Here is a 26,085-nt window from a genome sequence, read left to right as displayed (position 1 = left end):
AGCGGCGCATCGAATCACATGAGGACCTACAGAATTGACGAAGATGGCGGAAGCGCAGCGGGGACGCGCGGCCGGTGAGCGGTTGCGGCCAAGATTTCCAGGTTTCCTGAACCTGGACAAGGACGTCATCCAGCACGCACGGATTTTCAGGGAGCCGGCAGCGCTGCGCCTTGCGCGCGCAGAGCCGCTGCTGAAGCGTTCCATCCCGATCCTGATTACCGCCTTTCTGCTCGTCGTCGCAATTTCCCGCGTCAACGGCATCATGGTCGAACATGCCCGCATGGAGGCAAGTTCGCGCCAGGCGACGGTTCTCGCCGCCGCAACGGCGAGCGCGGCCCTGCAGGAAGACGCCGTTGCCCTGTTCGACAAGGCGCAAAGGTGGGATGTGGAGCAGCGGCTCGGCACGTTCCTGCCACCCGATATGCTCGAGCCCGGCGCCTTCGTTTTGACCATCCGCAATGACGGGCGAATTTTCGCAAGTTCCCCGGAGGGCGCCGCCTATACCGGCCGCACGCTTGCGGCCATCGCCCCGGAAATCGCCGCCTTTCAGTATTTCGGCGAGCGCTCGACGGTGATGAAAACCTTCATCGGCGACGTCGAGCATGTCGTGGCGCTGATGCAGGTGCCCGGCGGTGCCGGGACATTGCTCGTTGCGACGCCGCTGTCGCGGATCGAAAAGCTGTGGCGCGACGAGGTTTCGTTGAACGTCACGTTGTTTGCCGGCATCTCGGCCATCCTGCTCGTCGTGCTCTATGCCTATTACATCCAGGCCAAGCGGGCGCGCGATGCGGACCAGATTTTTGCCGAAAGCAACCTGCGCGTCGAAACGGCGCTGTCGCGCGGCCGCTGCGGCCTTTGGGATTTCGACATGCCGAACCGGCGCCTCTTCTGGTCGCGGTCGATGTACGAGATGCTCGGCATGGCGCCGCAGAGCAGCGTGCTCTCCTTCGGCGACGCCGCCCGGCTGATGCATCCGGATGACGGCAGCATCTACAAGGTTGCGCGTACCATCGCCAAGGGCGACGCCCGACAGATCGACCAGATCTTCCGGATGCGCCATGCCGAAGGCCACTATGTCTGGATGCGCGCCCGCGCGCAGGTGATCCGCACGGCGTCAGGCCGCGTGCATCTGATCGGGATCGCCATGGACGTCACCGAGCAGCATCGGCTTGCCCAGCGCTACGCGGAAGCCGATCAGCGGCTGGCCGACGCCATCGAATGCACCTCCGAGGCCTTCGTGCTGTGGGACAAGAACGATCGCCTCGTCATGTGCAACACCCACTATCAGCAGGCATACAACCTGCCTGACCACGTTCTCGTGCCCGGCACCGAACGCTCCGTCGTCAACGCGGCCGCAGCCCGCCCGATCATCGAGCGGCGGATCGCCGATCCCGACCGTTCCAATCATTCGCAGACATCCGAAGTCCAGCTCGCCGACCAGCGCTGGCTGCAGATCAACGACCGGCGTACCCGCGATGGCGGTTTGGTCTCCGTCGGCACGGATATTACGCTGCTGAAGCGCCACCAGGTTCGCCTGCGCGAATCCGAGCGCCGCCTCATGGCGACCATCGGCGACCTCTCGACCTCGCGCATCACGCTCGAGCGCCAGAAGGCCGAACTCTCGATTGCCAATGCCAATTATCAGGCAGAGAAGGAACGGGCCGAAGCGGCCAACCGGGCCAAGTCCGAGTTCCTTGCCAACATGTCGCATGAACTGCGCACGCCGCTTAACGCCATTCTCGGCTTCTCCGAAATCCTGCAGAACAAGATGTTCGGCCCGCTCGGCTCCGAGAAATACGACGAATATTCCCACGACATTCATGACAGCGGCAAACATCTGCTGAACGTCATCAACGACATCCTCGACATGTCGAAGATCGAGGCCGGGCAGATGAAGATCAACCGCGAGACGATCGATCTTGCCCCGTTGATCGAGGAGACGCTGCGCTTCACCACCATTCCGGCGAAGCAGAAGAGCATCTGCGTCGACCAGCAGGTTTCCTCCGGCCTGACGCTTGTCGCGGATCGGCGGGCGATGAAGCAAATCTTGCTCAATCTCCTGTCGAATGCCGTGAAGTTCACCAATGAAGGCGGCAAGATTTCGCTCAGGGCCCGCAAGGTGGCGGGCGCGGTCACACTCACCATCGCCGACACCGGCATCGGCATCCCACGGGCGGCGCTCCAGAAAATCGGCCAGCCCTTCGAACAGGTGCAGAGCCAGTATGCCAAGAGCAAGGGCGGCTCCGGACTCGGCCTTGCCATTTCGCGGTCGCTGACGAGCCTGCATGGCGGGGCGATGCGGATTCATTCGGTGGAAAACATCGGCACGATCATCTCGCTGCGCATCCCCGATACGGATCCGAGCGCCGGAGGTGGGTGCGCTACCGCATAATTCCTCAAATCGGCATCGATTTAAGGGAATTATCCAGCAGTTTCAAAGTGGTGCAGCGTCGTTTGCGGTCATGTCTGGTGCGCGGCGCTGCAGGGCTTGACGACCGCCTGAAATATCCGGCGCACGGCCTTGGAGAGGCGACGAATATCCGCCTCCAGCACCTTGACGTCCGGCATGTCGGCCGCGCGGCAGAGCAGATCGATCAGGCCCGCCGGAGCGTCCTTCATCTCGAAGTCACCGTCCAGGCACAGCCTGACGATCTGCGACAGGCTGGTAAAGAGCGTCAGCGCCTCCTGCACGGTCTCCAGATCGGCAGGTGCGATCAACGCCGGCCCAAGCGCCTGCAGCACATCGGCCGTCGACGTCCCGCTCGGCGGTACGTCGCTGCCCCGCGCCGGTGCGACCAGCATGAGATATTGGGCGATGAATTCGATGTCGACCAGCCCGCCCGGAATGAGCTTGAAATCCCAGACATCGCTCGGTGGCTTTTCCTTGTCGATCAGCTCGCGCATCTCCGCGACATCCGCCGCGATTTTTCCGATATCACGCGTCTGGCCAAGCACTTCGCGAAAAATCGTGTTCGCCTCCGCGATCAGACTATCGTCGCCGCAGAGCGCGCGCGCGCGGGTCAGCGCCATGTGCTCCCAGGTCCACGCTTCTTCCCGCTGGTATTTTGCGAAGGCATTGATGCGCGTCGCAACCGGTCCCTTGTTCCCCGAGGGGCGCAGCCGCATATCGACTTCATAGAGTACGCCTTCGGCGGTGGGGGCCGAGAGGGCCGAGATCAGCCTCTGCGTGATGCGCGTGAAATAGCGGACGGAATCGAGCGGCTTTGGACCATTGGATTCAAATGCCGTCTCGTCATGGTCGTAGAGCAGGATGATATCAACATCCGAGCCGGCGGTCAGTTCGTGGCTGCCGAGCTTGCCCATGCCGACGACGGCGACGCGCCCTCCGGGGAACTTTCCGTGCGCGGCTTCCACCTCAAGCAGCACGGCCTCAAGTGTTGCCGCGATGATCAGGTCGGCAAGGTCGGTGAGCGCATACCCAGCCCGCACGCCGGTGATCACCGCTGTCAGGAGCCGGATCCCGATCAGGAATCGCTGCTCGGACGCCGTGATACGCAATCGGTCGAGAATGTCCTCGTAGTGGCGGGCGCCGGAAAGGAAGCCGTTGATGCGCTCCGCCAGATAGTCCCGCGTCGGCAACTCGACGAGCAGGCGCGGATCCAGCATGCCGTCGAAGACGTGCGGCTTGCTGGCGATGATATCGGCAAGTCGCGGCGCCGAAGACATGATGTTGACGATCAGCGAAAGCAGCCCCGGATTGTTGCCGAGCAGCGAGAAAAGCTGGATGCCGGCCGGCAGACCGGCGATGAAATGGTCGAAACGGAGCAGCGCCTCGTCGGCCCGCTTGTTTTCCCCGAAGACGCGCAGAAGCTGCGGTGTGAGTTCCGTCAGCCGTTCGCGCGCCTCCACCGATTGCGTCGCGCGGTATCGGCCATAGTGCCAGGTGCGGATCGTCCGGGAAATGTCCTGCGGCCGCTCAAAGCCGAGTTTTCTGAGGGTTTCCAGAGTGTCCGGATCGTCCCTCTGGCCGGTGAAGACGAGGTTGCCCGTCTCCGCCGAAAGTTTCGCCTCCTGCTCGAAAAGCTGGGCATAACGCCGCTCCACCGTTTTCAGCACACGCGACAATTCTGCCGAGAACGATGTGACATCGGCAAAACCCATCATATAGGCGATACGCTTGAGCTCCGCCTCCGTCGTTGGCAGCACATGCGTCTGCTCGTCGCGGACCATCTGGACGCGGTGCTCGACATCGCGCAGGAACCAGTAGGCAGAAATCAGTTCCTCGGCCGTTTTCCCATCGATCCAGTTGGCCCGCGCCAATCCTTCGAGCATCGGCTCGGTCGCGCGCTGCCTGAGTTCCGCCATTCGCCCGCCGGCGATCAGCTGCTGCGTCTGGACGAAGAATTCGATCTCGCGGATGCCGCCACGCCCCAGCTTGATGTTGTGACCTTTGACGGCAATCTCGCCATGCCCCTTGTGAGCGTGGATCTGCCGTTTGATCGAGTGAATGTCGGCGATCGCGGCATAGTCGAGATATTTGCGAAACACGAACGGCGTGAGTTCGCGCAGGAACGCCTCGCCGGCCTTCAGATCGCCAGCAACAGGCCGCGCCTTGATGAATGCTGCACGCTCCCAGTTCTGCCCCCTGCTCTCATAGTAAAGCATGGCGGCATCCACCGGAATGGCGAGCGGTGTCGCGCCGGGGTCGGGCCGCAGCCGCAGGTCCGTGCGGAAGACATAACCGTCACCGGTTCGCTCCTGTAATATGCGGATCATCCGGCGCAGCAACCGGCCGAAAGTCTCCGGCGCGTCCTGGGGATCGATGATCAGCGGCGCCTGCGGCTCGTAGAAGACGACGAGATCGATATCGGAAGAATAGTTCAGCTCGAAGGCGCCGAGCTTGCCCATGCCGAGAACCACGAGACCGGAGCTTTCGCTCGGTTGCTGCATATCGACGACGTTGAGCTTGCCGGCATCATGCGCGCTGAACAGCAGGTGATTGATCGTTGCCGAGACGGCAGCACTTGCGAAGTCGCTCAGCCAACGTGTGGTTTCGCGCACATCGAACAGGCGTGAAAGATCGGCGAGTGCCATGGTGAATGCGATGTCGCGCTTGGCATTTCTCAGCCGCGCCATGATCTCGGCATCCGACAGGGCCTTGCCGCCCTCGCCCCCCTTCCAGGCGTTGCGGGCCGTTTCGATACAGGCGCCGAGATGGTCTGTGATCGGCTCGGCAAGAGCCCGAACGAGCACTTGCGGATGAGCGACCGCGGTATCACGCAGATAGGGAGAAAGCGAGAAGGCCGCGACGATGAAGTCCTTCAGCGGCGTTTGCGAGGCCAGCAGGCTGGCAATTTCGGGATGCTGTTTGCCGATATCCTTGAGGCTGGAGAGGACGGACTTCGCATCCGCCTGGCTCATCGGCCGCAGGGTGCATGTGGCAATATCCGCCAAACGCCGCATATCCGTCTGCATCGTCGCCCTCCCAGGCAGGTTTCGGAAATCTTAGCCGCTCCCTGCTCCCCATGCCTATCAGCCGGAAGGCGGCGCGAAAACCATGCTGGCCGTCAAACCGCGATTGTTTTCAGCATCCGGCACCGTATCGCTCAATTCGAGGCGCCCTTGATGCATCTCCATCACCGCTTCGACGAGCGACAGGCCAAGACCGGTTCCGGGCTTGCTGCGGCTTTCGTCCAGCCGTACGAAGCGCCCGACGACATCGCCGCGTTTGTCCGCCGGAATGCCGGACCCATGATCTGCCACTGAAACCGCGATCGTCCCATCCCGTTTCGCAAGGCTGACCTTGATCAGCGGATTGTCGCTGCCCTCGGAATATTTGATGGCGTTGTCGATCAGGTTGCCGAGCGCCTGCCCGATCAGTTCGCGATTGCCGGACACGTGGATATCGGGCGGCACGTCGGCTTCCAGTTTCAGCGCCTGTTCGTCGGCCAGCGGCTCATAGAGCTCGACGCAATCGGCAACGCTCTGTGAAAGGTCGACATCGCTCATTTCCGCAGCCGCCGAACCCGCCTCGACGCGCGAAATCATCAAGAGCGCGTTGAACGTGCGGATCAGCTGGTCGGATTCGCCGATGATCTCTTCCAGTGAAGCGCGGTAACCGGCATTCGTCGCCTTGTGCGCCAGTGCGGCTTCGGCCTTGTTGCGCAGACGCGTGAGAGGCGTCTTCAGGTCGTGGGCGATGTTGTCGGAGACCTGGCGCAAGCCTTCGTTCAGCTTTTCGATCCGGCCCAGCATGGCGTTGAGAGATTCCGAGAGCCGGTCGAACTCATCGCCGGAGCCGCTCATGGGCAGCCGCTGCGACAGGTCGCCCGCCATGATCCGCGTGCTGGCGTCCGACATGCGGTCGATCCGCTTCAGTGCGTTGCGACCGATGGCAAACCAGATGATCAGCGCGCCGATCCCCATGATGCCGAGAGCAACGACCAGCGCCTGGCGCACAAGCACGCGGAATTTCTCCGGTTCCTGCAGGTCGCGGCCGACGAGGATGCGAAGCCCATTGTTTAGCACCAGAACATGCGCAAGCGCCACATGGGTTTCCTTGCGGCTTTCGTCAGTGTAGCGCTGATAGCGGAAGGCTTCGCCCGTCCAGCCCTCCTGGTCGAGAAACCCAGGCTGCAGCGAAGCAACGTTGCCGGCAAGGATTTCGCCGGTCGGCCCGGCAATGACATAGAGATTGGCACCGGGCTGCCGCGCCCGGCGCTCCAGCGTCCGCAGCAAGCCATTGACGCCCGCCCGGCTGTAGATCTCCTCGATCTGGGAAACTTCCGCCGTCACGGCATCCCTCGTCTGCTGTTCCAGCAGCCGTTGCGACATCGCCGTGACGTAGAAGACGAGAAAGGCCGCGCAAAGCGAAAACAGCAGAAGATACAGCGCCGACAGGCGAACGGCAGTCGTGCGAAAAAGGACGCGCAGTCTGCTCATGCGTCCGTGCGTCCGTCTTCCTTGATCATGTAGCCGGCACCGCGGACGGTGCGCAGCAGCGGCTGGTCAAAGTCCTTCTCGATCTTCGAGCGCAACCGCGACACGTGTACGTCGATGACGTTGGTCTGCGGATCGAAATGATAGTCCCAGACATTCTCCAGCAGCATCGTGCGCGTTACGACCTGGCCGGCATTCTTCATCAGATATTCGAGCAACCGGAATTCGCGGGGTTGCAGGAGAAGCTCCCGCCCCTGCCGGCGCACCGTATGCGAGAGGCGGTCGAGCTCCAGATCGCCGACGCGATAGACCATGTCCTGCTCCGGCGTACCCTTGCGGCGGCCAAGCACCTCGACGCGCGCGAGAAGCTCGTTGAAGGCATAGGGTTTCGGCAGGTAGTCGTCACCGCCGGCGCGCAGGCCGGTCACCCGGTCATCGACCTGGCCAAGGGCCGACAGGATCAGCACCGGCGTATGGATGCCCTTGCGGCGCAATTCGGAAATAACGGAAAGCCCGTCGCGGCGCGGCAGCATCCGGTCGATGACAAGTACGTCGTAAGTGTTCTCGGTGGCCATGAACAGGCCGCTTTCGCCGTCGCTGGCATGATCCGAGACGATCCCCGCCTCGCGAAACGCCTTCGCAAGATAGGCGGCGGCCTCAAGGTCATCTTCAATAATCAGAATCTTCATGCGCGTGACCATAGTCCCGGACCCCTGTCTTCCACAACCGGTTTGCCTTGGCGAGCTCATGTCCGCCTGCGCGTCGTGCAGCAGGCAAGGCATGGCCTGAAACGCCGGGCGCCGCGAAACCTTGTCGGAAGGTCCGCGGCGCCCGGTTGTTCGATGGGCCGCGTCAGCCCTGGCTGATCGGTAGTGCCACGAAGCGGCTGGCGTTATCGGCCTCGATCTGGAACAGCGCCTTGGTGCGGCCGTCCTTCTTGGCTTCCTCGATCACCTTGAGGATGTCGTCAGCCGACTTGACCTCCTGATTGTTGACGGAAACGATCTTCTCGCCTTCCTTCAGCCCGCGGTCGCTGGCGTCGGAGTCCGGATCGACCGAGGCGATGGTCACGCCGTTGCCGTCTTCCGAGGGCGTCACGGTGACGCCGAGGTCGGCCAGCGCCTTCTCGCTCGAAGGCAGCTGTTCTTCCTGCTGCTGCTGGTCGGTGCCGGCTGAGGCGTCCTTGGTGTCGGCCGGCAGTGCGCCGATTTCCAGCTTGACGCTCTCGGCCTTGCCGTCGCGCCACAGGGCAACATCGACGCTCGTGCCGGGGCGCATCATGGCGATCTTGCGCGCCAGTTCACGCGGTCCCTTGATCGTGTCGCCATTGACAGCAGTGATCACATCGCCCTTCTTGATACCGGCCTTTTCACCCGGGGAACCGGCCTGTGGTTCAACGACCAGTGCGCCGCTGGCTTCTGAAAGACCGAGCGATTCAGCAACATCCTTGTCGACCGGCTGGATCTGCACGCCGAGCCAACCGCGGGAAACTTCGCCGTCCTTTATCAGATCGGCCACCACGTCCTTGGCAACGGATGCCGGGATGGCAAAGGCGATACCGACGTTGCCACCCGAGGGCGAAAAGATCGCGGTGTTGATGCCGACGACTTCGCCGTGGAGGTTGAAGGTCGGACCACCGGAGTTGCCGCGGTTCACGGCTGCATCGACCTGCAGGTAATCGTCATAGGGGCCGGAGCCGATATCACGGCCACGCGCCGAAATGATGCCGGAGGTGACGGTACCGCCAAGTCCGAATGGGTTGCCGACGGCCACGACCCAATCACCGACACGCACCTTGCTGTCGTCAGCCCAGGTGACAAAAGTGAATTTGCGCTTGTCGTCGACCTTGAGTACGGCGAGATCGGTGCGGCTGTCCTTGCCGACCAGTTTCGCATTGAGTTCTGAGCCGTCGTTCAGGATGACGGTGAATGCCGAACCGTCGGAAACGACGTGGTTGTTGGTGACCAGATAGCCGTCCTCGGAGATGAAGAAGCCGGACCCCTGTGATGTCGGGCGCAGACGGCCGGGCTTGCCGTCGCGCGGGCCATGGCCTCGCTCGGCGCGCCTGTCGTTATCCTGGCCGCCGTTCGGGCCGCCGAATTCCTTGAAGAAGCGCTTCAGCGGGTGGTCATCCGGCAGTTCGTCCAGGCCGCGGCCGCCGAAATCGAAAGTGAAGCCGCCGCCGGCCTCGTCGGAAACAGGATTGGCGCGGGATTGGACGCGTACGGAAACGACGGCCGGCGAAACGGCATCAACCACATTGGCAAAGCTTGGAACCTGCGGCGCTTCGACTTTCACGGCCGCGGCAAAGGAGTGGGTGACGGCGGCGGGGATGCCGGTTGAAAGCATGACGGCCGCGAGACCCGCGACGGTCGAGGTCTTCAGAACGGTCTTGAGGGAGGGACGCAGTGCGTTTGTCGTAAACATCCGATTTGCCTTTTCTCTTCATGTATCTGGCTGACTGGAGGAACAGCCGTTGAGAAAAGGAATAGCCGAACGCACCTTACCGACTTGTGTCCGCAAAATGAACTTTTGGTAATGTTGGCTCGGCAGTGGGTAGTGGAAGAAAAACGCGTCTCATCGCCAGTCGCAATGGCTCACTGACACTACTCACTGTCCTTCAGCACGGCATCAAGCCTGTCCCGCTCCTCTGCCGAGAGCGGCGTTCCGGTCGCCCTGCCGCTGCGTCGCCGGGCGGAAACGATCATCACCGCCGCGCCCGCCAGCAGCAGAACGATCGGCGCGCCCCACAGAAGCAGCGTCTTTGTCTCCAGGCGGGGCTTGAGCAGCACGAATTCGCCGTAGCGCGAAACGACATAGTCGATGACGGCTTCATCCGAATCCCCCGCGGTGATCCGCTCGCGCACAAGCACGCGCAGGTCCTTGGCCAGTTCCGCATTCGAATCGTCGATCGACTGGTTCTGGCAGACCATGCAGCGCAGTTGCGCCGAAAGCGCCCGGGCGCGCGCCTCGAGCGCCGGGTCAGCCAGGACCTCATCCGGATTGACGGCGAAGACCGGCGACGCGGACAGCAACAGCAAGACAACGTAGACCAGCCGCCGGATCATTGCGCAGGCTCCAGAACCGGTCTCTTCTGTTTCCGCGCCCGCGACGGCGCGCCGATCCGCAGGCGCCGGTCGCTCAGCGAGACCGCGCCGCCCATCATCATCACGAGCGCGCCGCCCCAGATGCAGAGGATCAACGGCTTCCACCAGATCCGCACGACAACGCCGCCATCCGCCATGCCATCACCAAGCGACACATAGAGCTGGCTCAGGCCGAACGTCTTGATGCCGGCCTCGGTCGTCGGCATCCGCCGCGCCGTGTAAAGGCGTTTCGACGACCACATCTCGGTAACGATCACGCCCGCCCGCATGACGCTAAAATGCCCGGACTGCTCGGTGTAATTGGGGCCCTTGCCGTCCCGCAATCCATCGAAGCGCAGCGTATATCCGCCCGCGTCCGCCGTCATCCCCGGCTTCATTTCGACAATATGCTCAGTCTCGAAGGCGGTGACCGCAACGATGCCGATCAGCGTGACGCCCAGGCCGATATGCGCCAGCGCCGTCCCGAAAACCGAACGCGGCAATCCCGCAAGGCGCCGAACCGCCACGGATCCCGCCACCTTGCCGATGCCCGAGCGCAGGAACAGTTCGGTCAGCGAGCCGGCGATCATGTAGGCCCCCAGCACCAGCCCCGCCAGCGCCATGACCGGCCCGCCATGCTGCGCATAGTAGATCGCGCAGCCGGCAACCAGACCGATCGCCACCGCCGCGAACAGCCGCTGACCAGCCCCGAGCAGGTCGCCGCGTTTCCAGGCAAGCAACGGCCCGAACGGCACCGCCAGAAGCAGCGGCAGCATCAGCAGCCCGAAAGTCATGTTGAAGAACGGCGCGCCGACCGAAATCTTCGCACCGGTCAGCGCTTCCAGCACCAGTGGATAGAGCGTGCCGGTCAACACGGTTGCCGCGGCGGTCGTCAGGATCAGGTTGTTGAGAACCAGCGCCCCCTCGCGTGAAATCGGCGCGAACAGCCCACCCGCCTTGAGATGCGCGGCGCGGAACGCAAACAGCGAGAAGGCGCCGCCAATGAAGAGGATCAGGATCACCAGAATGAAGACGCCGCGCGTCGGATCGGTCGCAAAGGCGTGAACCGAGGTGAGCACGCCGGAGCGGACGAGGAACGTGCCGAGCAGCGACATCGAGAATGTCAGGATCGCAAGCAGCACCGTCCAGATCTTCAGCGCTTCGCGCTTCTCCATCACCAGCGCCGAATGAAGCAGCGCGGTCCCTGCAAGCCAGGGAATGAAGGAGGCGTTCTCGACCGGATCCCAGAACCACCAGCCGCCCCAGCCAAGCTCGTAATAGGCCCAGTAGGACCCCATCGCGATCCCCGCCGTCAGGCAGGTCCAGGCGGCGAGCGTCCAGGGTCGCACCCAGCGCGCCCAGGCCGCATCGATGCGGCCCTCGATCAGGGCGGCGACAGCAAAGGAAAAACAGACGGAAAATCCGACATAGCCGAGGTAAAGCAACGGCGGATGAATGGCCAGCCCGATATCCTGCAGCACCGGGTTGAGGTCGCGTCCCTCGCCCGGCACGTCGACGAGCCGGTTGAACGGGTTCGACGTCAAGAGAATGAACAGCGAAAAGGCGCTCGCGATCCAGGCCTGAACGGCAAGCACATTGGCCTTCAACGTGTCGGGCAGGTTGTGCCCGAACACCGCGACCAGGGCCGAAAAGAACGTCAGGATCAGCATCCACAGCAGCATGGAGCCTTCGTGATTGCCCCAGACGCCGGAGAACTTGTAGATCAGCGGTATCTGCGAATGCGAATTTTCCCAGACGTTCTGCACGGAAAAATCCGAGGTGACATGGGCATAGGTGAGAACGCCGAAGGACAGCGCGACGAGCAGGAAGGTCGCCTTCGCCGCGACCGTGCCGATCTCCATCAGCGCCCGGTCGCCACGCGCTGCGCCGAAGACGGGCATGATCGCCTGCAGGACCGACACGCCAAGCGCCAATACCAGCGCGTAATGACCGAGTTCGATGATCATTGGATGTTTTCCTTGCCCCCGAGCGATACGCCCTGCGCCTTCAGCCGGTCTGCGACATCCTTCGGCATATAGGTCTCGTCATGCTTGGCGAGCACCGTATCGGCGACAAAGACCGGGCTGCCGGCCACGAAAGCCCCTTCGGCGACGACGCCCTGCCCCTCGCGAAAGAGATCCGGAAGAATGCCCGTGTATGTCACCGGCACGCGATCGAGCGTATCGGTCACGCTGAAGCTCACCGTCATGCCGTCGCCGCGCTTGACCGATCCCGCCTCGACCAGCCCGCCCAGCCGGATGCGGGTGCCCGGCGCCAGATGCGCCTTGGCAAGGTCGCCGGGAACATAGAAATAGGCAACGGCCTGGCTGAAGGCGAACATCACCAGAAGCACGGCAGCGATGATGAAGCTGACGCCCCCGCCGATGATTGCCAGACGCTTCTGCTTGCGGGTCACTTCACGCCTCCATCGGCCGTCAGGCCGAGTTCGCCTGCCAAAGCCAGCAATTGTTTGCCCTGTTCGCCCTCGGCTGGAAAGACGCTCAGACCCTGTTTCAAGGCCTCGGCGGCCTTGTCTTTCTGGCCAAGCACGGAATAGGAACGGATGATCCGCATCCATCCATCGAAGTTTTTCGGATCGTTCTTCAGTTTTTCGGCAAGGCTCGCGACCATGCCCTCGATCATGGCGTTGCGGTCGCCTGCATTCATGGTCTGCGCTGCCGCGACGTCGTCGGCAGTCGGGTTGCCCAATGCGGTACCCGCCTGCTCAGCGGAGGCGGCAGCGCCGCCAGCCTTGAGGCTGGCGATATGTTCATTGACGAGCGGCAGCCACGGCGCGTCCGCCGGCGATGCCTTGATGATTTCCTGGAATGCCGCAAGCGCTTCCGGCGCCTTGCCTTCCTGCTTCAGCGCCAGCGCCAGATAGAATTGCGCGCGCGGATCGTTCGGCTCGATCGCCAGCGATTTGCGCAGCGCCTCCTGCGCCTCGTTGGTGATCAAGCCGCCGGCAAGCGCAATCAGGCTTTCGGCATAGCCGCCGAGCCGCGCGGGCGTCGGCCCGAGAATACGAAGGGCGTTGCGGAACGCGGCGGCGGCATCTTCGATCCGGCCGCTGCGATAGTAGATCGGCGCCAGAACATCCCAGCCCGCCCCGTCTTCCGGATTGGCGACAAGCTGCTGCTCGGCGCGGGCGATCAGGATATTCATGTCGTCGCCCGGGTTCGCCAACCGCGCCGCCAGCGGCGCGTCCGGCAGGTCCGGATTTCCCGTCCGCAGGTAAAGACAGAGGCCGATGGCGGGCAGAACAAGAACGACGGCGATCTGCGCCAGCCGGTTGCTCCGCCGTGCCGGCTGTGCGGGTCCCGCTGCCTTTACCGCTTCGGTCGCCGCCAGCAGTCGGCGCGCCACTTCGGCGCGGGCGAATTCCGCATCCTCGCCGGAAATCAGGCCATTCTTCTCGTCGCGCATCAGCTCCTCGAGCTGGTCGCGATAGACCTCGACGTCATGGGATTGCGGAACCTCTGCGCCGGCGGCGGCACGCAGCAGCGGAAGGAGCAGGACGGCGGCAACAGCCGCGGTCAGGATGGCAACGAGGATCCAGAACAGCATGTGCGCTCAATTACTATGCGCGACACGCCATTCCAATCGGAAAACGCTAAATGACGGAGATTTGAGGCGTTTCGCCGCAATAGGCAGCCGCTATGTCAGGTCAGCGGCGTCCAGGTGCCGTTCGCATTGCGGCAGGCGGCACCGCGCGCAACGCTTTCCTGGCCTTTGATCGTCACTGTATGGCTGTATTGACGGCAGTTCTGCGAGCCGACCTGATAGGGGGCCGCGGCCACGACCGTGCCACTGATGCCCGATCCCTCCCAGACGACCGGCTGTCCGCCACGCGCCACTTCCAGGGCGCGGTATTCGGCTTCCAGCGCCCGCTGGCGATCGGCCTTGCTGATCGAAAGACCGGCCGTGCGCCCGATGACGCCGCCGCCCAGCGCCGCGATATAGGACGCCGAGGTTTCCGGTGTCATTGTACTAGCGGTCTTGCGGGCATCACGCGACACGGTGCCGCAACCGCTGAGCAGCAGCGACACGGCAATCAGACACGCGGGTGCGGGAGCGGATAAGAGCGTGGTGAAACGGGCCGGGTTCTTCATCGTGCGGGGTAGCTCTCGCGATTTCCGTTGCATCGGCAGGCCGCGGCCGGCGAAACACCGATTCCATGGCTGACCATCTTTTTACATTCCGCGCCCGGGCAAGCAACAAAGGGCGAGCTCAAAGCTCAACCGTTTCGAGATTTTGCCCGTAACTCTGTCAAAAAAGTCACGCCACGCGTTAACCGGCGTTCCGTCATGAAACAGCCGGCAGCAGGATGCGGGCATTCAACCCGCCACGCTCGCCTCGCGACAGATCGAGCGTCCCCTGATACTCGCCGGCAATCTCGCTGACGATCGACAGTCCGAGCCCGGTGCCCGGCTTGCTTTCGTCCAGCCGCCTGCCGCGTTTGACTGCAACGGCAATCTGCTCCGGCTCGAGCCCCGGCCCGTCGTCGTCCACGTCGATCGAAATCCAGTTTCGCCGCCCCGGGTCCTTGCCTTGCAAGCCCTCCGGTGCGCTCTGCACGGTGACGCGAACCTGCTCGGTGGCGTAGCGCGCGGCATTGTCGAGTAGGTTGCCGACCGTTTCCTCGACGTCCTGCTGCTCCATGGCGAGGACCAGCCCGGGTGGAGAGACCGTCAGCAGGAAGGTCTTCTCCGGATGCAGCCGACGCATGACCCGCACCAGCCGCTCCAGGACCGGCTCGACCTCAGTGCGCGCCAGCACCGATTCGCGCTGGGCGGCGATCCGCGCCCGGTTGAGATAGGACTGAACCTGCAGTTGCATGGCTTCGGCCTGCATCCTGATAAGGTCGCCGTGTGGCGCCTCGAGCACCCGTGCCTCGTTCATGAGAACCGCAATCGGCGTCTTCAGCGAATGGGCGAGATTGCCGACCTGCATGCGTGCGCGTTCGATGATGCGGCGATTGCTGTCGATCAGCGCGTTGACTTCGCTCGCCAGTGGCTGGATTTCGCGCGGAAACTCGCCGTCCAGCCGCTCGCTCTCGCCGCCGCGGATCTTTTCGAGCGAGCGGCGCGCCTGATCGAGCGGTCTGAGGCCGAAGAGGATCGCCAGCGCATTCATGCCGAGGCCGCCGAAGCCGAAGATCGACAGCGCCAGATAGAGATTGCGGTTGAAATCGTTGATGTCGGCTTCCAGCACGTCACGATTGCCCGCAACCCGGAAGCGGGCGGTATGGCCCTGGATGTCCAGGACCACCTCCGTTTCGGCCACTTCGACTTCGTTGTTGAAGGAATCGACCGTCGTATAGAAGCGCTCATAGCGAATATCGAAGGGAACCTCGTCGAGGCTTGCGATCGGCAGCTTGCCCGAGCCGAGCGATGTGGACAGCAAGGGCGGTGTATTGAATTCACCGATCGGCTCGACGATCCAGTACCAGCCTGTCTGCGGTTGCGAAAACCGCAGGTCGCCCAGCTGCGGGCTGCCGGCCAGCTCCGATTTGTCGTTGACGACGATCGAATTGATGACGTTGTAGAGCTGCGCGCGCAGCAGATCCTGAAAACCGCGCTCGGAGCCCTGCCGGTAGAGCGCCGAGATCACAACGCCGATGACCACCAGCGCCGCGACCGCCCAGACGGTCGAGACGAGCAGCACGCGCGCGGTGAGTGATTGCGGGCGCAGCCTCATGGGCAGGATCGATCCTGGGGAGGGAAAGACGGTTCTCGCGCCTGGCCAGCGCATCGGCGAGCGTCATGCCCAGGCGTAGCAATTGTGGAAAACCCGGTGGTTTCGGTCATGTCGATCCCGCTCAGGATTTGGCTTCCTTGCTGGCCATGCCCGGCGGCTGCATGCGATAGCCGAGGCCGCGCACGGTCTCGATCAGGTCGTTGCCGATCTTCTTGCGCAGCCTGCCGACGAAAACCTCGATGGTGTTGGAATCGCGGTCGAAATCCTGGTCGTACATATGCTCGACCAGTTCCGTGCGCGAAACCACCTGTCCCATATGGTGCATCAGGTAGGAGAGCAGCCGGAATTCGTGCGACGTCAGCTTCAGCGCCACGCCATCGACCGTCGCCTTGGACCCCTTGGTGTCCAGCCGCACAGGCCCGCAGACGATCTCCGAGCTTGCATGCCCGGCAGCCCGCCGGATCAGCGCACGAATGCGCGCCAGGACCTCTTCGACGTGGAACGGCTTCGTCACATAATCGTCGGCGCCCGCGTCGATGCCGGCGACCTTGTCGCTCCAGCGATCACGCGCCGTCAGGATCAGGACAGGCATTGCCTTGCCGGCGCTGCGCCATTTTTCAAGCACGGTGACACCGTCCATTTCGGGCAAGCCGATATCGAGAATGACCGCATCATAGGGCTCGCCATCACCAAGATAATGGCCTTCTTCGCCGTCAAAGGCCTGATCGACGACATAGCCCGCTTCCTTCAACGTATCCGTCAGCTGACGGTTGAGGTTGACGTCGTCTTCGACCACCAGAATGCGCATGAACTGACCTTTTCCCTTCAGCGAGCGCTCATCCGCCGGATTGAGCTGCGCGCTGCCACACGAGACTCGAATGAATATCCTATTCGGTCCGGTTGGAGAACATTTTCGATGTCGGTGCCTGCGGCTCCTACATCGGCACCCGCATCGTGACCTTCTTCGGGCGGCCGCCATTCCCGGGAATGAGCACGGTCACGACGCATTGACCGTCGCCGGTCGGCTGCGCGGACAATAGTTCGCCGCCGGTCTTGGCCACGACCTCGGCCGCAGCCTCCCCGCAATCGCCATCCACCTCGACAACCGCCGATGGCACGACAATCGCTGGCGGCGCGAATCCGGAAAGGCCCGCTGCTAGCGTTGCTATGATCAAGGGTGAGGACATGGACGCACTTTCAACTTGGGAAGCATCATTGCAAATTTAATAAACGATGCAGTCTGAATGGCAAATGAATGTCGTGCTAACGCCGTGGTTTCCCAAGGCGTTGCGGCAATTCTCTAGCGCAATCGCTTTCTCGCCGAAATCCGGCCCCAGATCGCCACCAGCCCGCCCGCCGCCGCAGCAAGCGCGGTCAGGCTGTCCACCAACCCGCCCTGATCGTCTGGGGCTATCTCCACACCGAGAAGATGGCTGCACGACGCAAGGATCGCAACCACGCCGCCCCACACCGTCTTCGACATATACCAGTTCTTCAATTCACCCATCGCATCTTGCCTTTCCAGTTTGCTGGTTGTTTCCGTCACAGGTTCAGCACCGCCTGCGCCGCTACCCCGAGGGCGACCTTCTGCCCCTTCTGTCGCACGCGGACCGACAAAGCCGTCCGCGTCGCACCGAAATCGGCGATTTGCGAACCAGGCAGATAGTCAAAGACCGGTTCGGAGACATCCACTGCCCGCCTCACTGTCCCGCCGTCGAGAATTTCGAGACGATAGCGCTCCACCGGTTCGTCGAGCGCGATGTCGCCGTCCAGCCAGTGATCGGCATCGCGCCGGGCGCAGCGGGTCCAGGTGATCCGGATGCCGCCGCTCTCTAAACGCCGCGCCCGCAGGTGCACCGGCGCAACCGGCGTTTCGGCCCTCAAGCCACCGGCGAAAGCGAACGGCCCGACCCGGCCGGTCGTCTGCCCACCCGCCTCCACGATCCAGTTGATCGTGCGCCCGGCCTCGTCGACACTCAGTCCGAGCGGTTTGAGAGCCCCATTCATGACGACCAGCGGCGCGCCTGCGGCAGCACCCGCCATCATCGCATCCGTGGTGCCGTTGAGCCCGCGCAGTAGCTCAAAAAGCCGCCAGCGCCCGCCGGCGATTTCCTCGGCAACGCGGAAACCGATGATTTCCCACACACCGTTGGCCGCCAGGACCGCCATGCGGTTCTGCCCGTTCAAAACGGCAAGACGATCTGCGGAAGACAGGCCGCCGAAATGCAGGTCGAGCGTGATCGTCCGGGCCGCGTCGAATCGGCCCAGCACCCCTGCGGCCAGGGTTTCCACCAGGACGCCCGTCTGCGCCGGCTGGTCCAACCTCGCGCGTGCCTGATACCCTTCCGTCGTGGCGGACGACGACAGCAAAGCGGTGCGCCACGGCCGCGCGAAAACCGCGCCCCGGGCAAAGCTGGCCGCCTCGCCGGCCTCGTATTGCGGCAGATCCATCAGATGCACGATCGGCGAAAACCCGTCCGAGGGCGTGCGTGGCGGATCGACGGAGCGCTGCTGCGGGCTCGGCCCGCCACCACTCGACGGCACGAAGGCCCGTGCCTCGATGGAGCGCACCGCCTCATCCTCGATCCGGCCGACGATGAAGTTTCCTGCCGGCGCGTCACCGAGCGCCCCGTCGTCGAATGCAATGACATCGCCCGGCTCGATGTCGATCGCCGCCGGCGAAAGCGAAAACCGGATACTGCGGCGCGTCCCGAAGCGCATCCTCGACGGCCGATGCGGCCGCACCGTCATGCATCACGCCGGGCACGGAGAGGCGCAAAACCCGGTCATTCGCAGGCATCACGCGCCGCGACCTGGTCGTTGCCCGCTCATAGGCATTCACCGGATTCAGATGATCGAGAATGGCCTCACCGCCGAAATCGCTGTCGTGGCCGCGTATCTCCTCGAACCGCGGCTGCCTGTCGATGTCCGCCAGCACCGAAATCGGCCGTGCCGCTGACGCCTGCTTCATGCGCGACCGAAACCGCAGGGTCGCGCCGTCCTCCACCGCATCGATCTGCAGTGCCGCCATCAGCGGCTCCAGCACGTCCCTGGCCGAGGCCTGCTCCGATTGCACATAGCCGCCGAGATCACCGCTGACGAGCCGCGTGTCGCCAACCTCAAAACCATGATCGGCAAGGATGGCGGCAATCACGTCCGCTGCCGTCGACGCCCCCAGCCGTCCGTTCAGCCAGTGCCCGGTCTGCCAGTTGCCGCCATCGGACCAGAGATCCGTATTCTCCGGAAAGGCAGGCGCCGGCCGCGCATCCCAGGTCCAGACGAACATGTGGTCCGGATCGACGCCTTCAGGCGCATCCGGCCCCTGCCAGAAGGCATACTGCGCTTCGAGAAACCGCCGTTGCATGGCGTCGCAGCGGGCGCCGTTCGAAAAATACGGAACCGCCGTCTCGGACGATTTCGGATCGGTGAAGACGTTCGGCTGATTGGCCCCCTTGTCGATCGCCGGGCAGCCAAGTTCGGTGAACCAGACGGGCTTGGAGGCCGGAACCCATGCGGTCGGCATTGTCTGCTCTGCGCCGCCCACCCGGTTGCGATGCGCCTGCTCCCACCAGTTGGCGATGTCCTTGTAACGATAGACCCACGGCTTGCCCGACAGCCCATCCGTGATCGTTGTGCGGACGCGATCCCGTCGGTCCGCATCATCGGCATAGTACCAGTCATAGCCCTCGCCGGACGCGACCATCGCCCGCATCGCGTCGGCGTCTTCGGCAAGCGCAAACCCATCCGGGTTGCCCGCGGAAAAATCGCCATCACGCCAATCGGACAGCGGCATGTAGTTGTCGATACCGACGGCGTCGATATCGGCCGATGCCCAGAGCGGATCGAGATTGTAGTGGACCTCGCTGGAACCATCAGCCGGGTGATAGCCGAAATACTCGCTCCAGTCGGCGCCGTAGGTCAGCTTGGTCCCCGCGCCGAGAATGGCCCGAACATCGCCCGCCAGCCCAATCAGCTGCTCGACGAAAGGAAACGCGCCCGCCCCGTCGCGCAACTGTGTCAGCCCGCGCAGCTCCGAACCGATGATGAAGCCATCGACGCCACCCGCCGCATCCGCCAGCAACGCATAATGAAGAACGAGGCGCCGATACCCCTCGTCGGCAGCCGCCGACGTCACCGAGGTGCCCGATACCGAAAAATCGCCAGCGTCCGTCGCCCCGCAGAATGCTTCGACCTGCGCTCGCGCCGCAGCCGTCTGGTCGGCGCTATCAGGCAAACCCGGCGCCGGATAGGACGTGATGCGCCCGCGCCACGGATAAGCCGGCTGACCTGCTCCGCCATAGGGGTTCGGCAGCGCGTTGCCGGCCGGAATATCCATCATCACAAAGGGATAGAGATAGACCTTGAGCCCGCGCGCCTTCAGGTCGGCGATGGCCGCCACCACGCTCGCATCGCTCGGCGTGCCGCCATAGGCCGGCCCGCCGTCGTTCCGGCTGACCACCATCGCGCTGCCGCGCGCTATTCCCGAGACCGACCAGGGCCGGCTTTCGTCGTCGCGCACCGGGGTTTCGACGCCGGGCACGATGCGGCAATGGCCCGCCCTGAGATCCGTCCCGAACCAGGAAACCACCAGGGCGACGCGCTTAAGGTTCGGGCACAGAGCCTGCAACTCATCGATCGACGCCCGCCAGTCCGAGCTCGCGTGAAAGACATTGCGATTGATCAGCCGGCTCGCGCCCGCGCCCGTCTTCTCCGTGACCACGGACGAATCGTAGCCATGCTCGCTCGAGCCCGGAATGATCGTCACCGCCCGGATCGCCCTTTCCAGCCTGCCAACCGGCCGCAGCACCTCGAACTGGATCACCGGAATGCGGTTGCCGTAGCCATCCAGCGGAAAGCGCTCGAACACGGCATAGGCAAGACCCCGATAGGCCGGCGCCTTGCCGGCACCCTGCTTTGCCTCGATCAGCGGATCGGGCAGCTGGTCATCCGTTCCAGGATGGAGCCGCATCTCGACCCCGGTCAGGTCGATCTCGCGCCCGTCCGCCCAGACCCGCCGCACGCAGGCGATCTCGCCTTCGCAAATGCCGAGCGCGAAATTGGCATAATATCGGAATGTTTCGACGCGAGGCCCGCTCGCCTTGCCGCCTTGCCGCTCGACGCGCACCTCCTCTTCGAACCGCGTCGCCCAGATCAGCGTGCCGCCGATCCGTACGGTTCCATAGGCGCGCGTGATCGCCGTTCCTTCGTCTGCCCCCGGTATGCGTGCATCGCCGAGGCGCGCGCCGGATATCGTCGTCATCCCGTTGATGATCGAGCGGTCGACGACCGACCCGGCAAGCGCGCCGGCTGCGCGGCCCAGCACCGCGCCGACCGGGCCGAACACGCTGCCGAGTGCCGCGCCCGCCGCCTGCAGAAGAATGGTTGCCATGAATGTCAGACCTTTTCGGGAAAACGAAACACCCCGGCGATCCGCCGCCGCCAGGAGGGCACGAGCGCCGATTCGATCACCGCCGCCTGCTCATAAGCGTGAATGAACCGGTCGGAGGCGCTCAGTATTCCGGCATGCTTGGCCGGCAGCTCCGGTCTCCAGCAGAACAGCAGCAGGTCACCCGGCCGCATCTCGGCCGCCGAAAGCTCGGCCCCGAAATGCCGCCGTGCCGCGTCCCGCAGCCGATCCTCGCCGCTGCGTTCCGCCCAATCCGGCTGATAGGCCGGCGGCGTTTCCGGCTCGGCGCCATGGATCTCCCGCCAGATGCCCCGAACCAGCCCCAGGCAGTCGCATCCGACACCCTTGAGGCTCGCCTGATGCCGATACGGCGTCCCGATCCAGCTTCGCGCCGTTTCAATAACCCGATCCGCAAATGCGGAGGACACACACTCCCCTCGAGGGGGAGGGTCGGCGCGAAGCGCAGGATGACCCGCCGAACTCACTTCACTCATAGAGCGGCCGCCCGTCATGCACCGTATCCCCATCCGCATAGCCGAACGCGAAATCCGTCCCGGGCATGTGCGGGAACCCTTGAAAGTTCACGGAATTGGAAAATTTCTGACGACAGGTGGCAAAGCTCTTGTCGCAGCCGGCCGTCACCATAAACATATCCCCGACGGCCAGCGGCAGAGGCGGCGGTAGCCAGAGCGACAGCGTCACCGCGCCGCCTTCCTTCCGGTGGTCCTCGATATCGCAAACATGCCCCGCATTCGCTCCGGTCAGGAAGCGAAACACCCCGTATCGGTAGAACCCCGTTGCCGCCGCATTGAGCCCCGTCACCCGCAGCCGCGTCTCGCCAAGAACGGCGGCAACCGCTCCCTCGCTACGATAGGCCGGATCGTCAAGATCGATCTTGCAGCGTCCGTCGCCAAGCATGGCATCGCAGCGTCGCCCGTAAATCCGTCCCTGCACCTGATCCAGCCGATGCGTCATCCGCCGCAGCTCCGCGCGAAACGCGCCACCCGCCCGCGTTACATCGCCGATTTCCTGCACCCTGAGCAGCACATGCTGCCCGGGCGCCTGCCAGTTCACCTGGAACACCTCGACTTTAGCGCCGTCATAACGTCCAGCGAGCACATCCGTCTCGCTGATCGCCGCGCTCGAAAATCCGCCCGTAACCTCGCCGGCCTCCACCGAGAGCCCGTTCGCTGCCTCGCTGTCGGCCGCCTGGAAGCCGCTTGCGGCCAGAAACTCGGTCCCGGCGAAACTGAGGTCATGGTCATGCTCGGTAAACCCGAGCACGACGCCATCCCGCCGCGTCACCCGCCAGCAATGGCACATCGTCGTGACGTCACCCGAAAGATGCGCGGCAAGCGCCGTTGGAAGCGTTCTCATGGCTTGATCTCCACCAGAGGAATCGACGGGATACGCCCGGCCTGGAATTGCGCCAGATCGATATCGATCCGGTCGGTGTCGAAGCGCACCGGCACATCGAACTCGCAACCGGCACGAATTGCCGCACCGCTTGCCGGAATTTTCGCGGGGATGAACGTCACGCGGCCGGTCGTGACATCGAGCGCAAAGTCGCCCGGCCCCGCCAGCACGCCACCCACCGAAACCGCCACGCTCCCCGCCACCGGCTTTGCGATCTCGCGAATGCTCGCGCCGCCTGTATCGCCATAGGTCTTGATCAGTTGGAACGTGGCAGTCACGCCGTCCCCCGTCCCGATCCCCTGGTCGTTCGCGTTCACCGTGCCGCCGGGCGGACAGGACTTGAAATCGACGGGATCGCGAAACCGGAAGCCATGAAGCTGCCCCGCCCGCGCCTCGAAAAACTCAAGCACGGCATAAAGGTCGGCGATCGACCTGATCCCCGAACCGGCATCATAGTGCCGGCGTGCATCGCGCCAGCGCCGGTTGCGGTTTTCCCGCCCGTTCGAAAGGCTGACGATATCCGTCCGCCTGACCGGCCCGCCGCTCGTCCCCAGCGCCAGGCGCAAGGGAAACCGGACCTCGTGAAATCCTGTTGCCATGATGTTTTTCCGTTATGTCTGGAATCGGTTGGCCGAAAGTCTTCACAGATCGCTGCGTGAACGGCAGCGGCAAGCCCCTGATCAAGCACGTTCTCTTCCGCTGCTGAAAGGAGGGACAATGCAAACGACGCGCAATGGGGAGTTGAACACCAGCTTGCAGCAAAAGTCCTATTTTGCGATGTTGCGAAAATCAGAAGCGAAAGTACCGCTTCAATCGGGAAATCGCGACGCTATCACCTGGAAAAGCAAGCTGCGGTTATGTTGAGGCAAGGCACTACCAAATTCACATTTCAACAGGTTGATGTTTTCGCCTCGCGGCCTCTGCGAGGAAACCCGCTAGCCGTGGTCGTTGGTGCCGACGCATTGACCGACGTGGAGATGGCCGCTTTTGCCAATTGGACAAACCTCAGCGAGACGACTTTTCTCCTGCAACCGAAAGCGGCTCATGCAGACTATCGCGTCCGGATTTTTACGCCCGTGCGTGAACTGCCTTTCGCAGGCCACCCTACCTTGGGAAGTTGCCACGTATGGCTGGCTTGCGGCGGGAAGTTCAGCGGCAGCGAGATTGTCCAGGAGTGCGAAGCGGGCCTTATCCGCATACGCCAAGACAAGGACCGGCTTTCCTTCGCGGCGCCGCAGTTGCGCCGTTCCGGGCCTCTGGAGCCCGAAATTCTGACGCAGGTTATCAATGGTTTGCATCTTGCTCCCGACATGGTCATCGATGCGAACTGGGTGGATAACGGCCCCGGTTGGCTGGCACTGCTGTTACGCTCCAAGGACGACGTTCTGGCGCTACGTCCGGATTTTTCAGTCGTGTCGGGCCTGCGGGTAGGTGTCGTTGCACCCTGGAATCCCGGGAAAGATGGGCGGGACGCCGATTTCGAGGTGCGCGCTTTTACAGCTGCCGGTTTTGAAGACCCCGTGACCGGCAGCCTGAATGCCGGCATCGCTCAGTGGCTGATCGGCAGCGGCATCGCGCCTTCGGCCTATGTAGCGAGCCAAGGTACTGTTCTGGGGAGGGCGGGGCGCGTCCATGTGGAACAAGTCGGTGACGAAATTTGGATCGGCGGCAATGTTGCGACATGCATCGAGGGCAGCGTAACCCTCTAAAATTCAGCGACTGCCACTTTCGACAGACACTCCACCAGCTTTCCACATTCTAGTTGGGGGCTGGGGTTAGATGGCGAAGCATTTGAAACAGTGTGCGCCCTCACACCCCCCGCCGCCCGCGCCCGACCGTCCGCGTCAGCATGGCCGCAATCTGGCCCTCCGACTTGCGAAAGCTCTGCGCGTCGGATGCCGTGACGTTGAAGACGACATTCATCGGCGCCGCAGCGCCGGAAGCGGCCACGCCCAGGGCGCCATCGGCGCCGCGCTTCAGCGGCAGGATCGCCTCCGACCCCGCCTCGCCCATCAGCCCCATCTCTCCGCCCATCGGAAAATAGGTGGGCGTGGAAACGACGCCGCCGGCGGCAAACGGCGTCACCCTGCCCGGCACCCCGCCGTCGGCAAAGGCTGTCGTCCCACCAAGGCTCCCTGTGAGCCCCGACAGGGCCGAACCAAGCAGTCCCTCCAGCGGCTTCAAGCCCGCCGAAAGCGCGATCTCCGTCAGCCGGAGGCCAGCGCTGCGCAAGACATCTTCCAGCCCCTTGCCGCCACGCGTAGCCGAAGCCAGCGCCCCCGTCAGCGCCGAGCCGAACGAGCGGGAGCGCCGCTCCAGATCGTCGAGCACGTCCCTCAACGCCTCCGCATCGCCCGTGACGTCCGAAAACCCCATCTCGTCGGTCATCGTGTTTCTCCGCTGTGAAGCCAGTAGGCAGTAGGCAGTAGGCAGTAGGCAGTAGGCAGTAGGCAGTGGGCAGTGGCAGTGGCCAACGGCTGGTAGCCGGCAGCAGTTGGAGCAGACAGCAGCTCGCAACGAACGCTTCAATAACGGCCGCCCAACGCCTACTGGCTACTGGCTATTGGCTACTGCCTACTGCCCATCCGGAAACGCCCCCATCAGTGCTTCCAGCCCGGCACGCGCCGGCGCCGTGGCGCGCGGCCGCAACCCGCCCAGCGCCGCCTGCAGCTCGCGCGGCGTCATCGCCCAGAAGTCCTTCGCTGGTAGCCGCAGCAGGCAAAGGCCGGCATGCATCGCCGCGCCCCATGGAAAAGGCTGAGGCCGCTGATACCCCTCGCCCGCTGCGGCCCTCAAGGGTTTGGCGCATCCTCCGCCCCGCCGAAGGTCGCCGTCAGCAGTTCGGCCGTCAGCCGCGCCAGCCCGGCAATGCCGCCATCGACGCTCATCACCGCCACATCCTCGTCGGAGACCAGATTGCCGCCGCCGCGCAAACCGGCGCCAAGTATGCGGATCATATCGTCCGCCTTCAGTCTCCCGCAGGAAAAACGCGCCGCAAGCGCCATCAAGTTTTCAGCCGCAAAGGCGGTTTCCAGCTCGGCAAGGCTCCCGAGCGTCAGGCAGAGAACCCGCCGCTCGCCGTCGATCACCGCCTCCACCTCGCCGCGATGCCGGTTGGCCCGGCCTGTAGCTACATTGTGCCGCGCCATCGTCAGAGCGTCGTAAAGGTCAGGGCGCCGGCGGATTCGAGCGCGATCTCGAACAGGATCTCGCCATTGTACTGGCCGGAATATTCAAGCGCCGTCACCTGGAAGGCCCCGGTCAGCGTGCCGAAATCGGGGATGACGATCTGCCAGCTGAGGATCGATCCGTTGAAGAAGGCAGCACGCACCAGCGCATCCGAACTCTGGTCCTTGAAAATACCTGCACCGGAGACCGACGCCCGCTGCACGCCCGCCCCGCCCAGCAGCTCCCGCCACCGCCCCGCCGATTCCGCGTCCGTCGCATCGACGGTCTCGGCATTGAACGCGAGCCGCTTGGAGCGAAGTCCCGCCACCGTCACGTAGCTGCCGCCATTGTCGATCTTCAACAGAAGATCCTTCCCCTTCTGCGCCACCATGCCCTGATCCTTCCTGA

The 26,085-nt window shown here is 63.7% G+C and carries 23 protein-coding genes and 1 pseudogene; 3 read left to right on the top strand and 21 right to left on the bottom strand.

Annotated features, from left to right (window positions below; genetic code table 11):
- The first annotated feature begins 43 nt into the window (after positions 1 to 43).
- Positions 44 to 2,392: a PAS domain-containing sensor histidine kinase gene (locus tag A3AY_RS36635; protein ID WP_018329598.1), complete on the top strand. Its 2,349-nt coding sequence runs from the start codon at positions 44 to 46 to the stop codon at positions 2,390 to 2,392.
- A 68-nt stretch (positions 2,393 to 2,460) separates the two neighbouring features.
- On the opposite strand, the gene A3AY_RS0131200 is transcribed toward A3AY_RS36635, so the two are convergent.
- From A3AY_RS0131200 to A3AY_RS0131120, 17 genes and pseudogenes are all read right to left on the bottom strand, one after another.
- On the bottom strand, positions 2,461 to 5,436 hold the full coding sequence (locus A3AY_RS0131200) for a bifunctional [glutamine synthetase] adenylyltransferase/[glutamine synthetase]-adenylyl-L-tyrosine phosphorylase (protein WP_018329597.1): 2,976 nt from the start codon (positions 5,434 to 5,436) through the stop codon (positions 2,461 to 2,463).
- 57 nt (positions 5,437 to 5,493) lie between these two features.
- Positions 5,494 to 6,903 (bottom strand): ATP-binding protein, encoded by a 1,410-nt coding sequence (locus A3AY_RS0131195; RefSeq protein ID WP_018329596.1) that lies wholly within the window; start codon positions 6,901 to 6,903, stop codon positions 5,494 to 5,496.
- Positions 6,900 to 7,601, bottom strand: a complete 702-nt coding sequence (locus A3AY_RS0131190; protein WP_018329595.1) for a response regulator transcription factor — start codon at positions 7,599 to 7,601, stop codon at positions 6,900 to 6,902. The genes A3AY_RS0131195 and A3AY_RS0131190 overlap by 4 nt, the downstream gene beginning before the upstream one ends.
- Positions 7,602 to 7,752: 151 nt before the next feature.
- Complete coding sequence (locus tag A3AY_RS0131185; RefSeq protein ID WP_018329594.1) at positions 7,753 to 9,327, bottom strand: Do family serine endopeptidase; 1,575 nt, start codon at positions 9,325 to 9,327, stop codon at positions 7,753 to 7,755.
- 179 nt (positions 9,328 to 9,506) lie between these two features.
- Entirely contained in the window at positions 9,507 to 9,968 is a 462-nt protein-coding gene (locus tag A3AY_RS0131180; RefSeq protein ID WP_018329593.1) for a cytochrome c-type biogenesis protein, read from the bottom strand.
- Complete coding sequence (locus tag A3AY_RS0131175) at positions 9,965 to 11,953, bottom strand: heme lyase CcmF/NrfE family subunit (RefSeq protein ID WP_018329592.1); 1,989 nt, start codon at positions 11,951 to 11,953, stop codon at positions 9,965 to 9,967. Before A3AY_RS0131175 ends, A3AY_RS0131180 begins: the two co-directional genes overlap by 4 nt.
- A complete protein-coding gene (gene ccmE / locus A3AY_RS0131170) occupies positions 11,950 to 12,402 on the bottom strand; it encodes a cytochrome c maturation protein CcmE (protein WP_018329591.1) in 453 nt (150 codons plus the stop codon). Before ccmE ends, A3AY_RS0131175 begins: the two co-directional genes overlap by 4 nt.
- Positions 12,399 to 13,553, bottom strand: coding sequence for a c-type cytochrome biogenesis protein CcmI (gene ccmI, locus A3AY_RS0131165; protein WP_018329590.1), 1,155 nt, complete (start codon positions 13,551 to 13,553; stop codon positions 12,399 to 12,401). Before ccmI ends, ccmE begins: the two co-directional genes overlap by 4 nt.
- 95 nt (positions 13,554 to 13,648) lie before the next feature.
- On the bottom strand, positions 13,649 to 14,098 hold the full coding sequence (locus A3AY_RS0131160; protein WP_018329589.1) for a hypothetical protein: 450 nt from the start codon (positions 14,096 to 14,098) through the stop codon (positions 13,649 to 13,651).
- Between the two features lie 193 nt (positions 14,099 to 14,291).
- On the bottom strand, positions 14,292 to 15,680 hold the full coding sequence (locus A3AY_RS0131155; protein WP_026204019.1) for an ATP-binding protein: 1,389 nt from the start codon (positions 15,678 to 15,680) through the stop codon (positions 14,292 to 14,294).
- A gap of 127 nt (positions 15,681 to 15,807) precedes the next feature.
- Positions 15,808 to 16,494, bottom strand: coding sequence for a response regulator transcription factor (locus A3AY_RS0131150; RefSeq protein ID WP_018329587.1), 687 nt, complete (start codon positions 16,492 to 16,494; stop codon positions 15,808 to 15,810).
- Between the two features lie 127 nt (positions 16,495 to 16,621).
- On the bottom strand, positions 16,622 to 16,873 hold the full coding sequence (locus tag A3AY_RS0131145) for a hypothetical protein (RefSeq protein WP_018329586.1): 252 nt from the start codon (positions 16,871 to 16,873) through the stop codon (positions 16,622 to 16,624).
- A 113-nt stretch (positions 16,874 to 16,986) separates the two neighbouring features.
- Positions 16,987 to 17,193 carry a hypothetical protein gene (locus tag A3AY_RS0131140; protein WP_018329585.1) on the bottom strand — a complete coding sequence of 69 codons (207 nt, stop codon included), beginning with the start codon at positions 17,191 to 17,193 and terminating at the stop codon, positions 16,987 to 16,989.
- A 35-nt stretch (positions 17,194 to 17,228) separates the two neighbouring features.
- A pseudogene (locus A3AY_RS36630) lies at positions 17,229 to 21,075 on the bottom strand (baseplate multidomain protein megatron).
- Between the two features lie 5 nt (positions 21,076 to 21,080).
- Positions 21,081 to 21,521: an NlpC/P60 family protein gene (locus A3AY_RS0131130; protein WP_018329584.1), complete on the bottom strand. Its 441-nt coding sequence runs from the start codon at positions 21,519 to 21,521 to the stop codon at positions 21,081 to 21,083.
- A gap of 58 nt (positions 21,522 to 21,579) precedes the next feature.
- Positions 21,580 to 22,470 (bottom strand): DUF2163 domain-containing protein, encoded by an 891-nt coding sequence (locus A3AY_RS0131125; protein ID WP_018329583.1) that lies wholly within the window; start codon positions 22,468 to 22,470, stop codon positions 21,580 to 21,582.
- The gene (locus A3AY_RS0131120) at positions 22,467 to 23,108 is read right to left on the bottom strand and encodes a TIGR02217 family protein (protein WP_018329582.1); all 642 of its coding nucleotides are present in this window, start codon (positions 23,106 to 23,108) and stop codon (positions 22,467 to 22,469) included. The genes A3AY_RS0131125 and A3AY_RS0131120 overlap by 4 nt, the downstream gene beginning before the upstream one ends.
- A gap of 118 nt (positions 23,109 to 23,226) precedes the next feature.
- On the opposite strand from A3AY_RS0131120, the gene A3AY_RS39510 reads away from it, so the two are divergent.
- Positions 23,227 to 23,373, top strand: a complete 147-nt coding sequence (locus A3AY_RS39510; protein WP_154663354.1) for a hypothetical protein — start codon at positions 23,227 to 23,229, stop codon at positions 23,371 to 23,373.
- Positions 23,367 to 24,218, top strand: a complete 852-nt coding sequence (locus tag A3AY_RS0131110; protein ID WP_040669425.1) for a PhzF family phenazine biosynthesis protein — start codon at positions 23,367 to 23,369, stop codon at positions 24,216 to 24,218. The genes A3AY_RS39510 and A3AY_RS0131110 overlap by 7 nt, the downstream gene beginning before the upstream one ends.
- Positions 24,219 to 24,318: 100 nt before the next feature.
- Here A3AY_RS0131110 and A3AY_RS0131105 read toward each other — a convergent pair whose 3' ends face one another.
- From A3AY_RS0131105 to A3AY_RS0131090, 4 genes are all read right to left on the bottom strand, one after another.
- The gene (locus tag A3AY_RS0131105) at positions 24,319 to 24,897 is read right to left on the bottom strand and encodes a phage tail tape measure protein (protein ID WP_018329579.1); all 579 of its coding nucleotides are present in this window, start codon (positions 24,895 to 24,897) and stop codon (positions 24,319 to 24,321) included.
- 186 nt (positions 24,898 to 25,083) lie between these two features.
- A complete protein-coding gene (locus tag A3AY_RS38440) occupies positions 25,084 to 25,305 on the bottom strand; it encodes a rcc01693 family protein (protein WP_083926070.1) in 222 nt (73 codons plus the stop codon).
- Entirely contained in the window at positions 25,302 to 25,658 is a 357-nt protein-coding gene (locus A3AY_RS0131095; RefSeq protein ID WP_018329577.1) for a gene transfer agent family protein, read from the bottom strand. The genes A3AY_RS38440 and A3AY_RS0131095 overlap by 4 nt, the downstream gene beginning before the upstream one ends.
- A gap of 2 nt (positions 25,659 to 25,660) precedes the next feature.
- Complete coding sequence (locus tag A3AY_RS0131090; protein WP_018329576.1) at positions 25,661 to 26,068, bottom strand: phage major tail protein, TP901-1 family; 408 nt, start codon at positions 26,066 to 26,068, stop codon at positions 25,661 to 25,663.
- Between the last annotated feature and the right edge of the window lie 17 nt (positions 26,069 to 26,085).

It is taken from the genome of Rhizobium giardinii bv. giardinii H152 (assembly GCF_000379605.1).
Taxonomy (GTDB): domain Bacteria; phylum Pseudomonadota; class Alphaproteobacteria; order Rhizobiales; family Rhizobiaceae; genus Pararhizobium; species Pararhizobium giardinii.
The sequence above is the reverse complement of the archived record's forward strand: the minus strand, read 5'-3'. Positions and strand labels throughout refer to the sequence as shown.